The 11241-nt window shown below is 66.1% G+C and carries 12 protein-coding genes; 8 read left to right on the forward strand and 4 right to left on the reverse strand.

From position 1 onward, the window contains the following. Positions 1-22: 22 nt before the first annotated feature. The gene (efp, locus tag WC739_RS13545) at positions 23-592 is read right to left on the reverse strand and encodes an elongation factor P (RefSeq protein WP_013532351.1); all 570 of its coding nucleotides are present in this window, start codon (positions 590-592) and stop codon (positions 23-25) included. Between the two features lie 123 nt (positions 593-715). On the opposite strand from efp, the gene epmA reads away from it, so the two are divergent. From epmA to lpxK, 7 genes are all read left to right on the forward strand, one after another. Beyond that, entirely contained in the window at positions 716-1762 is a 1047-nt protein-coding gene (gene epmA, locus WC739_RS13550) for an EF-P lysine aminoacylase EpmA (RefSeq protein ID WP_372953541.1), read from the forward strand. 222 nt (positions 1763-1984) lie between these two features. Next, positions 1985-3328, forward strand: a complete 1344-nt coding sequence (locus tag WC739_RS13555; RefSeq protein WP_372953542.1) for a TldD/PmbA family protein — start codon at positions 1985-1987, stop codon at positions 3326-3328. Further along, positions 3315-4118: a 3'(2'),5'-bisphosphate nucleotidase CysQ gene (locus WC739_RS13560; RefSeq protein WP_372953543.1), complete on the forward strand. Its 804-nt coding sequence runs from the start codon at positions 3315-3317 to the stop codon at positions 4116-4118. The genes WC739_RS13555 and WC739_RS13560 overlap by 14 nt, the downstream gene beginning before the upstream one ends. A 103-nt stretch (positions 4119-4221) precedes the next feature. Then, a complete protein-coding gene (locus tag WC739_RS13565; RefSeq protein WP_372953544.1) occupies positions 4222-4467 on the forward strand; it encodes a DUF4170 domain-containing protein in 246 nt (81 codons plus the stop codon). Positions 4468-4472: 5 nt separating this feature from the next. Next, positions 4473-5264, forward strand: coding sequence for a lysophospholipid acyltransferase family protein (locus WC739_RS13570; RefSeq protein WP_372953545.1), 792 nt, complete (start codon positions 4473-4475; stop codon positions 5262-5264). Next, positions 5261-6577: a lipid IV(A) 3-deoxy-D-manno-octulosonic acid transferase gene (waaA, locus tag WC739_RS13575; protein ID WP_372953546.1), complete on the forward strand. Its 1317-nt coding sequence runs from the start codon at positions 5261-5263 to the stop codon at positions 6575-6577. The genes WC739_RS13570 and waaA overlap by 4 nt, the downstream gene beginning before the upstream one ends. Position 6578: 1 nt before the next feature. Beyond that, positions 6579-7604 (forward strand): tetraacyldisaccharide 4'-kinase, encoded by a 1026-nt coding sequence (gene lpxK, locus WC739_RS13580; RefSeq protein WP_372953547.1) that lies wholly within the window; start codon positions 6579-6581, stop codon positions 7602-7604. Here lpxK and WC739_RS13585 read toward each other — a convergent pair. Together WC739_RS13585 and WC739_RS13590 are read right to left on the reverse strand one after the other, a co-directional pair. Beyond that, complete coding sequence (locus WC739_RS13585) at positions 7601-7834, reverse strand: DUF2093 domain-containing protein (protein WP_372953548.1); 234 nt, start codon at positions 7832-7834, stop codon at positions 7601-7603. The genes lpxK and WC739_RS13585 overlap by 4 nt on opposite strands. 126 nt (positions 7835-7960) lie before the next feature. After that, the gene (locus WC739_RS13590) at positions 7961-8887 is read right to left on the reverse strand and encodes a LysR family transcriptional regulator (protein WP_372953549.1); all 927 of its coding nucleotides are present in this window, start codon (positions 8885-8887) and stop codon (positions 7961-7963) included. An 88-nt stretch (positions 8888-8975) separates the two neighbouring features. Here WC739_RS13590 and WC739_RS13595 point away from each other — a divergent pair, with 88 nt between their 5' ends. Continuing rightward, on the forward strand, positions 8976-9869 hold the full coding sequence (locus WC739_RS13595) for a DMT family transporter (RefSeq protein ID WP_372953550.1): 894 nt from the start codon (positions 8976-8978) through the stop codon (positions 9867-9869). A gap of 55 nt (positions 9870-9924) precedes the next feature. On the opposite strand, the gene mutL is transcribed toward WC739_RS13595, so the two are convergent. After that, the coding region (gene mutL / locus WC739_RS13600; RefSeq protein ID WP_372953551.1) for a DNA mismatch repair endonuclease MutL at positions 9925-11241 on the reverse strand (1317 nt) is incomplete at its 5' end.

The following is an 11241-nucleotide window of genomic DNA, read 5'->3' on the forward strand; positions in this document are numbered from 1 at the left end:
CTTTGCCAAAGCACCGAGCCCCTCAGTCCTTCGCGCGCTCCACATAAGCGCCATCAGCCGTCATCACCACCACGCGGGTGCCGGGGGCGATGTGCGGCGGCACCAGGGTGCGCACGCCGTTGGAAAGGACGGCCGGCTTGTAGGACGACGAGGCCGTCTGGCCCTTGGTCGTCGGCTCGGTTTCCACCACTTCGAAGGTGGCGCGCTGCGGCAGCACCAGGGAGATGGCGATGCCGTTGAACTGCGACACCTGCACGGCCATGCCTTCGAGCAGGTAAGGCGCCATGTCGCCGACCACGGCTTCCGACACCGCCACCTGGTCGTAGGTCTCGGGGTTCATGAAATGGAAGCCTTCGCCGTCGCGATAGAGGAAGGTGTGCTCGCGCTCCTCGACATAGGCGCGCTCCACCTGTTCGGTGGTGCGGTAGCGCTCCGAAACCTTCACCCCGTCGCCGATGCGGCGCATGTCGAGCTGCGTCACCGGCGTGCCCTTGCCCGGGTGGATGTTTTCGGCAAAGAGGATCACATAAAGCTTGCCGTCCTTGTCGACGACATTGCCTTTGCGGAGCGAACTGGCGATGACTTTCACCACGGTTTTAAATCCTGCGAGAGTTGACTGGCGTTTGCCGGCTCATGCGGCTGTGCGGTGGGGCCTACCGCATCTTGGCGCGAACCGCCAGCCCCCCGGGCGAACTCACCTGGCTTCAAGGCGGCCATGATCGCGGCTTCGCCCTGGTGGACGCCGCACGTCCATGCCGACCGCCGGCCGCGGCTGATGCTGCGCAACGCCATCGCCGCCAGCCTGCGCGACTGGTTCGCGGGCCGCGACTTCATCGAGGTGGAGACGGCGGCCCTGCAGGTCTCGCCAGGCAACGAGGCGCATCTGGCGGCTTTCACCACCGAAAGCGTCGGGCCGGACGGCGCGCGATCGCCGCTCTATCTCCACACCTCGCCGGAATTCGCCTGCAAGAAGCTGCTTGCCGCCGGTGAGGCCAGGATCTTTAGCTTCGGGCCGGTCTACCGCAACCGCGAGCGCGGCCCCTTGCACCATCCCGAATTCACCATGCTCGAATGGTACCGGGTCGGCGAGACCTATGAGAGCCTGATGCGCGATTGCGCCGATCTGCTGGCGCTGGCCGCGACCAGGGCAGGGGCCACGCGCTTTTCCTTCCGCGGCCGCGACTGTGACCCGTTCGCGGCGCCGGAGCGACTGACGGTGGCGGACGCTTTTGCCCGCCATGCCGGAATCGACCTGCTGGCCACGGTGGCGGCCGATGGCGGCACGGACCGCGACGCGCTGCATGACGCCTTGGTCGGCGCCGGGATACGCACGGCACCGGACGACAGCTGGGCCGACCTGTTCAGCCGCGTAATGGTCGAGAAGATCGAGCCGTTCCTCGGGCAGGGGCGGGCGACCATCCTGTGCGAATACCCGCTGGCCGAGGCGGCGCTGGCGCAGCCGAGCCCGCGCGATCGTCGCGTCGCCGAGCGCTTCGAACTCTATTGCTGCGGCGTCGAGCTCGCCAACGGCTTCGGCGAGTTGACCGACGCAGCCGAGCAGCGCCGGCGTTTCATCCTCGAGATGGACGAGAAGGAGCGCGTCTATGGCGAGCGCTATCCGCTGGACGAGGATTTCCTGTCCGCGCTCGCCATCATGCCGCAAGCCAGCGGCATCGCGCTCGGCTTCGATCGGCTGGTGATGCTGGCAACCGGCGCGCGCACGATCGACGACGTGATCTGGACGCCGGTCGCGGCATCCTGAGTTGCTTGGGAAAGCGCCTTGCCTTGGAAAGTCCGGATTTCTCGGCAATGACGGCCCGGCAGGACGCCAGGCAGGTTCGAACCTGCCTCGATTGGGCTCTACGCGATGGCGGCCATGAACGGATGAACTTTGATTGAACCCCGTGCCATTGCACAAGCCGGACCGGAACAATAGATGGGTGGCAGCGGCTTCGCACTGGCCGCGCCAGCAGGAATAATGCGCATGACCGATACATCAGATGCGGCAAAATTGACTGACCGCGTCGCCGCCCTGGTCGAGGCCGCCAAGAAGGCCGGCGCCGATGCAGCCGACGCGGTCGCGGTGCGTGGCCGCTCGACCGGCGTGTCGGTACGGCTGGGCAAGGTCGAGGGCACTGAATCGTCGGAGAGCGAGGATGTGGCTCTGCGCGTCTTTGTCGGCGGTCGGGTGGCGAGCGTGTCGGCGACCGCCGCGTCCGACCCGAAAACGCTGGCCGAGCGCGCCGTCGCCATGGCGAAAGTATCGCCCGAGGATCCCTACCAGGGTCTGGCCGATCCGGCATTGCTGGCGAAGCAGACCAGGGATCTCGACCTGTTCGACGCCACCGAAGTCTCTGCCGACCAATTGAAGGAAGACGCAATCGCAACGGAAGCGGCGGCCTTGGCCGTCAAGGGCGTGACCAATTCGGCCGGCGCCAGCGCCGGGGCCGGCCTTGGCGGCCTGGTGCTGGCCACCTCTCACGGCTTCCTTGGCCACTATGTCGGGTCGCGCTTCTCGCGCTCGGCCAGTGTCATCGCCGGCGAGGGCACCGGCATGGAGCGCGACTACGAATTCTCCTCGCGCCAGCATTTTGCCGATCTCGATGCGCCGCAGGATATCGGCCGCAAGGCCGGAGAGCGTGCCGTGCGCCGCATCGGCGCGCGCAAGGCGGCGACCGGGCCTGTCGACGTGGTTTTCGATCCGCGCGTCGCGCGCGGCATCGCTGGCCATCTGGCCGGCGCCATCAATGGCGCCTCGGTCGCGCGCAAGACATCGTTCCTGCGCGATATGATGGGCAAGCAGGTGGCCGCCGCCGCGATCACCGTCACCGACGAGCCGCTCAGGCGGCGTGGCCAGGCGTCGCGCCCGTTCGACGGCGAGGGCGTCGAGGGCCAAAAACTGCTGATGGTCGAAAAGGGCGTGCTCAACCATTGGTTCCTGTCGACATCGGCGGCGCGTGAGCTAGGCCTCGTCACCAACGGGCGCGGATCGCGCAGCGGCTCGTCCGTCTCCCCCTCATCGACCAATCTTGCCATCGAACCCGGCGAAAGCTCGCCGGAGAACTTCATCAAGTCGCTGAAGAGCGGCTTCTATGTCACCGAGGTGTTCGGCCAGGGCGTCGACATGGTCACCGGCGAATACAGCCGTGGCGCTTCCGGCTTCTGGATCGAGAATGGCGCGCTGGCCTATCCCGTGGCCGAGGTGACCATCGCCTCGAACCTCAAGACCATGTTCCTGAACATGGTTCCGGCGAACGATCTTGACCGCAATTTCGGAACGGCCGCGCCGACGCTCCTGATCCAAGGCATGACCCTTGCCGGAGCTTGACATTATCACCACCAACGCCACCGATGATTTGCGGCTGCTGCGCGATGCCGCCCGTGAGGCCGGGATCATCGCCATGCGTTACTTTGGCAACAGCCCGCAAGTCTGGCTGAAGGGCGGCACTTCGCCGGTCAGCGAAGCCGATCATGCCGCCGACGCCTATCTGCGCCAGACGCTGCTGGCGGCACGGCCCGATTATGGCTGGCTGTCTGAGGAGACGGAAGACACTCCGGCGCGGCTGTCGGCCCGCCGCACCTTCGTCGTCGACCCGATCGACGGCACGCGCGGTTTCCTGGAAGGCCAGCGGAGCTGGTGCGTCAGCGTCGCCGTCGTCGAGAAGGGCCGCACCCTTGCCGGCGTGCTGGAATGTCCCGCGACCGAGGAAACCTATTGGGCGCGGCTCGGCGAAGGTGCCTTCCGCAACGGCCAGCGCATTGCCGTGCGCGAGCCGGCCGAGACGGCCGAAATCTCCGGGGTCAAGCAGCTGATCGACCTGATGCCGGCCGAGTGGCGGGCCCGTTTGAAGCGCGCGCCCTACAGTCCCTCGCTCGCTTACCGGCTGGCCATGATCGCCAACGGCACACTCGACGCCACCTTCGTCAAGCCGAATGCGCATGACTGGGATATCGCCGCCGCCGATCTCATCTTGCGCGAGGCGGGCGGCCAGTTGCTCGACCAGCACGGCCGCGCGCCGCTCTATGCCGGCGAGGTGATTCGCCACGGGGTGCTTGCCGCCGGCAGCGGCGAATTGCTGGCCGTGCTCGCCGAAGTCATCGCAGGGCTCGATGCGTGAAAGCGGTTTGCCGGGCGAGATGAATTCATCTCGCTCTAAAGGTTCCAAAGTCGGCGGCTTTGGTCTAGACCTGTCACGAACTCACGATATGTGAAGGATCGACATGGCCGCGGATGACGGAAAGAAACAGCTTTTGCATCTGGTATTCGGCGGTGAACTGAAGACGCTCGGCGGCACCGAGTTCCGCGATCTGGACGCCCTGGACATCGTCGGCATCTATCCGGACTATGACTCGGCGCGCACCGCGTGGAAGGCCAAGGCACAAGCCAGCGTGGACAATGCCCACATGCGTTATTTCGTCGTTCACCTGCATCGGCTGCTGGATCCCGACAGCAAGGCGTCCGGTTGACCTCGATGGACCATGATCTGGCGAAAGGGCCAGCCCCCGAGGGCGTGCCCACGGTCAGGGGCGCCGACCGTCCGACCAGGACGTTGTGGCGCAAGATTCGCGAACCGTTGGCGCAATCGCGCTTCGTCAAGAACACCATCGCCAGCCTGCTTGCGCAATTCGTGCGGCTGGTTCGCCTGACCAGCCCCCTGGTCGCCGGATCGGCTCGCTTTTCGGGCGGCGCCTATGCCGAATTCGAGCCCGGCATCATCGCTTTGTGGCATGGACAGCATCTTTTGACGCCGGCCTTTTACCCAAAGCGCAAACCGCTGGTCGCCATGGTATCGCGCAGCGCCGACGCCGAGCTCAACGCTTTGATGCTCGAGAAGTTCGGCATCGAGGCGGTGCGTGGCTCCGGCGGGCGTGAAAATGCCAGGCATCTCGACAAGGGCGGCGCAAAGGCGCTGATTGCCCTGAAAAAGTCGCTCGCCGTCGGCAAGAACGTCGCCATGATCGCAGACATCCCCCATGGTACGCCGCGTGACGCAGGGCTTGGCATCGTTCTCCTGGCGCGTCTCTCCGGCCGGCCGCTCCTGCCCGTCGCCATCACGACCAGCCGCCGCAAGGTGCTGGAGAAGAGTTGGGACAAGACCACCATCAACCTGCCGTTCGGCCGCTCCTCGATCGTTATCGGCGAGCCGATCTTCGTGGCGTCCGACGCCGATGATGCCGAAATGGAGCGCAAGCGGCTTGAAATCACGGCCGCGCTGAACGCCGCGACCACGGAGGCCCACCGTCTCGTGGATGGTCCGCGATGAGCGGTCGCTGGGCGCGAGCCATGCTGTCGGCATACCGTTTCGCCGGCGCCGCCGCCTATCCGATGGTCGGCCCCTATGTCGCTTGGCGCACCTCGCGCGGCAAGGAAGACCGCCTCCGCCGACGCGAACGCTATGGCGTCGCCGGCCGTCCGCGACCCGATGGGCCATTGATCTGGATCCATGCCGCGAGCGTGGGTGAAACCATCGCCGTGGTGCCGCTGGTCGAGAGCATTCTAGACTACGGCGTCAACATCGTGCTGACCACCGGGACGGTGACATCGGCCCAGGTCGCCGACGAGCGGCTCGGCGATCGCATCATCCACCAATATGTGCCGCTCGACCTCAAGCCGGCGATCAGCCGGTTCCTCGATCACTGGAAGCCGGATCTGGCGATCATCGCCGAATCGGAAATTTGGCCGATGACCATCCTCGAGCTTGGCGCGCGCCACGTGCCGCAAGTGCTGGTCAATGGCAGGCTGTCCGAGCGCTCGTTCACGTCGTGGAAGAAGCGCGCCAACATCGCCGAGGCCCTGTTCGAGAACCTGGCCCATGTCGTCGCCCAGTCCGATGTCGACGGCGAGCGCTTCCGTTCGCTGGGCGCGCGGCCGGTCACCGTGTCGGGCAACCTCAAGGTCGATACAGCGCCGCCGCCGGTCGAAGAACGGGCCCTGGCGACGTTGAGGCGGCAGATCGGCGCCAGACCGACATGGGCGGCGATCTCGACCCATGACGGCGAGGAGGTGGTCGCGGCGGAAGTGCACGCCATGCTGCACAAGCGTCACCATGGTCTCCTGACGATCGTCGTGCCGCGCCATCCCGATCGTGCCGAGGCGCTGGCCGCGCGGATTTCCGGCATGGGCCTGAAGGTCGCGCGGCGCAGCAAGGGCGACCGGATCGCCGCCGACACCGACATCCTGCTTGGCGATACGATCGGCGAGATGGGGCTCTACCTCAGATTGACGGAGATCGCTTTCGTCGGGCGCTCGCTGACCTCCGAGGGCGGCCAGAATCCGTTGGAGCCGGCCATGCTCGACACCGCGGTTCTCGCTGGACGCAACGTGCAGAATTTTCGCGAGGCCTATCAGCGGCTGATCGACAGCGGCGGCGCCAAGCTGGTGCGCGATCGCGACATGCTGGCCGGCGCCGTCAATTTCCTTTTGACCAATGAAGTGGCGCGCCACGAAATGATGGCGGCGGGGATAGCGACCGTCGACGAGATGCGCGGCGCGCTGGCGCGGACATTGAAATCGCTGGAACCCTTCATCCAGCCGCTGGTCGTCAAGTCGCGCCTGAAGGGCGCCAACGGGCGCTAGCGTGGCCTCCGAAGCACCACCATTCTGGTGGGAGGAGCCGGACTGGAAGGTCCTGGCGCTGTCGCCGTTGTCGGCCGTATACGCACTCGTTGCCGGCCGCGGCATGCGGCGGGCGCGGCGCGAGAAGATCGAGGCGCCGGTCCTGTGCATCGGCAATTTCACCGTCGGCGGCACCGGCAAGACGCCAGTCGCCATCGCGCTCGCGCGACAGGCCAAGCGCATGCAGCTGAAACCCGGTTTCCTGTCGCGCGGCCATGGCGGCTCCTTCGCCGAGCCGCATGTCGTCGATATCCGCCACGACAGTGCCAGGCATGTCGGCGACGAACCGCTGCTGCTGGCCGAACACGCGCCGGTCGCGGTGACGCCGAACCGCGCCGCCGGCGCCCGGCTGCTGCTGGAAAAGCAAGGCTGCGACTTCCTGATCATGGACGATGGGTTCCAGAGCGCGCGCATCCACATCGACTACGCGCTGGTCGTGGTCGACGCCCGCTACGGCATCGGCAATGGCCGCGTCATTCCGGGCGGCCCGCTCCGGGCCAAGATCGTCGACCAACTGGTGTTCACCAGCGGGCTGTTGAAAATGGGCGAGGGCAGCGCGGCCGACGCCGTTGTGCGCCAGGCGGCGCGCGCCGGACGGCCGATCTTCGAGGCCCATACGGAGCCAAGCAGCAAGGCGGGGCTTGCCGGCAAGCGGTTCCTGGCCTTCGCCGGAATCGGTCATCCCGACAAATTCTTCGATACGGTGCGCGAGGCCGGCGGTGAGGTGGTTCGCTCTAGGCCTTTCCCGGACCATCATTTCTATGCCGAGGACGAACTCGCCGAACTGGCGACGACGGCGCTCGACGAAGGTCTCGGGCTCATCACGACGGCCAAGGACGCCGCCCGGCTGCGCCACGGCGCCTCACGGGATTTTCTCGACAAACTCGAGGTGTTGGAAATCGATACGGTTTTCGAACTCGACCACGTGCCCGAACGCATCATCGACGAAACGCTCGATGCCTGGCGGCAGCGCAAGCTGCGGGGTTAGCTCCGCTTGCGCAGTTCCGGATGCACCTCGATCTCGCGGCGCAGCGAGACTGCGGCATTGACGTAGGCTTCCTGCCTGGCGACGCTCCAGTATTTCAGCTCGTCGAGCGGGATGCTTTCGCCCGTCACCGCACAGCGCACGAAGGCGCCGGGACTGGTGACCTGGAAATCGCCATCGAGGTAGCGGATGCGGGCTTCCTTGCCGCCGGGGCCTTCGAAACGGTTCATCATGCAGGGACGCCAAGGTTCATCAGGATTTCATCGCCATAAATTACCGGCGAGGTCAAGCTTGGCGCAATGCGCGGCCGCCTAACTTCGCCCGGAGCCCGCCGTGATCGGGGCTTCGCCTTTGGCTCGTTACCGATCGGCTTCGATGAATGCCTCGATCCGTTCCGGTGCGAGACCGGCCAGGACAGCGATTCGGCGCGCCAGGTCCGCGGCCGCGGCGCGGGGCCGCCCCGTCGGCCGATCGAGCCAGTATGACACCGGGTTGAGCGCGGTGCGTTCGTCGACTGACACGATGCGCCCCGAGTCGAGCTGATGCCCGGTCAGCGGTGGCCGCGCCAGTGCGATGCCGAGCCCGTAGGCGGCGGCATCGAGCACCAGATTATAGTCCTCGAAGCGGCGATCTTGCGGGCGTGGGCGATAGTCCATGCCTTGCGCGGCGAACCAGGCACGCCAGGCCGACGCGTCGGAATCGTTGATCAGCGGAAATTCGAGCAGCCGGGCAGGGTCGCCGTGGCCGATCTCGCGCGCCATTTCGGGCGAGGCGACAGGAAACACATGTTCCTCGAAAAGCTGCACCGAGACGCGGCCCGGAATGCCGCCACGACCGCAGCGGATCGACAGGTCGATGCCTTCGTCGGCGAGGTCGGCCTGGCGGATGTCGACATCGAGCACGATGCGCAGCTTGGTGGGATTGTTCTCCAGCGTCGCCATGCGCGGCATCAGCCAGAGACCGCTGACGGAGGGGATAGAGGTCAGCCGCACCACCGCCGTGCCGCGCGGCTCAACCCAGCGGTCGGAATGGCTTGATATCAGGGCGAAGGCTTCCGAGGTGCGCAGATGCAGCCTGTTGCCCTCGATCGTCAGCGTCACGCCGCGCGCGCCGCGATCGAACACTTTCAAGCCGAGCCAGTCCTCGAGCTTGGCGATCTGCCGGCTGATCGCGCCATGCGTGATGTTGAGCTTTTCCGCAGCCGCCGAAAAGCTGCCCGTGCGCGCCGCCGCGTCGAAGGCGCGCAGCGTTTCGAGCGGCAGCATCGTATCAGAGCTGTGATCCATAGTCACAGGTGACCCTCGATTAGGTCGTTTGTCAACCAGCCGGAGAAGGCGTTTCTGACTTCAGAAACGACAATCTGGGGGCAGTGAGATGAGCGCAATGACCAGCACGTTGAATCCGACACAACGGATGGACACCACGGCAGCCATTGCGGTGGCGCTAACGGTGGTCGGCTGGGCGTCCGCCTTTCCGGCGATCCGCGCCGGGCTCGCGACTTTCGGGCCGCTGGAACTCGGCGCGCTGCGCTTCGCCATCGCCGCGGTGCCGGCGGCGATCCTCCTCGCCGTCAAGCGTCCGGCACTGCCCAAGCTGGGCGATCTGTGGCGCCTCGTCTTTGGCGGCGCCATCTTCGTCGCGCTCTACACCGTCATGCTCAATTTCGGCGAACTGACCGTATCGGCCGGCGCTGCCGGCTTCATCATCAATGTCAGCCCGATCTTCACCGCCATCATGGCGATGGCTCTGCTCGGTGAACGTTTCTCAAGCTGGGCCTGGGCTGGCACGGCGATTTCTTTCGCCGGCATCGGCATCATCGCCGTGGCCGACGGGAACGGCCTGCATTTCAACGCCGGTGCATTGCTCGTGCTTGGCTCGGCGCTCTGCTCGGCGGTCAACACCATCGTCCAGAAGCCGCTCTTTGCCCGCCACCACCCGCTGACCATCTCGGCATCGAACATGATCCTTGGTGCGCTTTGCCTGTCACCGTTCCTGCCCAGCGGTTTTGCGCAGGCAGCGGTGGCCAACACAGCCGGTCTCGGCGCCGTCATCTTTCTTGGCATCGTTCCCAGCCTGATCGCCTATGCCGCCTGGGCGACGGCCTTGTCACGCCTGCCGGCCGGGCGTGCCTCGAACTTCCTTTATCTGGTTTCACCCATGTCCGCCCTGATCGGCTTCTTCTGGCTGGGCGAAGTGCCGACGCTGCTCGGCATCCTTGGCGGCGCGCTGGCGCTCGGCGGCGTCATCGTGGTGAATTTGAAGAGGTGAATCAGAGGGTTGAAGGACTTGCCTGAATCGAAGGATCGCTGAGACGGCAGCCCTTTCACCGCCGCCCAAACAATCTCTCGATATCGGCAAGCTTCAGCTCGATATAGGTCGGCCGCCCATGGTTGCAGGTGCCGGAACCCGGCGTCGCCTCCATCTGGCGCAGCAACGCGTTCATCTCCTCGGCCTTGAGCAGCCGCCCGGAGCGCACCGAGCCATGGCAGGCCATGGTGGCGGCGATCTTGTCCAGCCGTTCCTTGAGCGTCTCGACGGTGTCGTTGTCGGCGATCTCGTCGGCGAGGTCGCGCACCAATTGGCCGACATTGGTCTCTCCCAGCATCGATGGGGTTTCTCGCACCGCGACGGCGCCGGGGCCAAAACGCTCGATGCCAAGCCCGAAGCGGGCGAGCGTCTCGGAATGCAGCGCCAGCCGTTCGGCATCTTCTTCCGGCAGGTCGACGATCTCGGGCAGAAGCAGCATCTGCGACGGGACCGCGCGTGAATGCAGCGCGTTCTTCAGGGCCTCGTAGACCAGCCGTTCATGCGCCGCGTGCTGGTCGACAATGATCAGCGAATCCCTGGTCTGCGCCACGATGTAGTTTTCATGCACCTGCGCGCGCGCCGCGCCCAGCACCGCGCCAAGCAGCGTCCCGGCCGCCTCGTCCTGCCCGGCGCGCGTGTCGGCGCTGGCGAGAGCACCGGCATCGAACGCTGTCTGTTCATTGTCGCCGAAACCGGGAGTTCCGAAACCCATATCGAGGGGGCGTTGCGGCGAGCGGAACGGGTCATGGACCGCGAAGCCCGAGGCTCTGTGCGCGGCTTCGTAGCTGCGATGGCCGTTGGCCGGGCCGCCATGTTCGTAGGCCGTGGCGCCTGGCCGGAAGGCCGCCATCATGCCGACCGCCCCGGTCGTCGCGGCGCGGATGCCGGCATCGGCGAGCGCCTGGCGGATCGACCCTACGATCAGCCCGCGCACCAGCCCGGGATCGCGGAAGCGCACATCGGCCTTGGCCGGGTGGACATTGACATCGACGATGGCCGGATCGAGCTTTAGGAAAAGCACTGTCACCGCATGGCGGTCGCGTGGCAGCACGTCGGCATAGGCGCCTCGGATGGCCCCGGCGATCAGCTTGTCGCGCACCGGCCGGCCGTTGACATAGGCATATTGCTGCAGCGCGTTGGCGCGGGTGAAGGACGGGATCGACACGTGGCCGGTCAGGCGCACGCCTTCGCGCATCGCGTCGACGGCAATCGAATTGTCGGGAAAATCGGAGCCCATCACCTGGGCGATGCGGCGCAAGCTGCCTTCCGCACTGTCGTCGGTCGCCGGCAGTTCCAGCGTCGAGCGATCCGAGCCGGCCAGGGTGAAACGAAC

The organism is Mesorhizobium sp. (genome assembly GCF_041661565.1).
Taxonomy (GTDB): Bacteria; Pseudomonadota; Alphaproteobacteria; order Rhizobiales; family Rhizobiaceae; genus Mesorhizobium.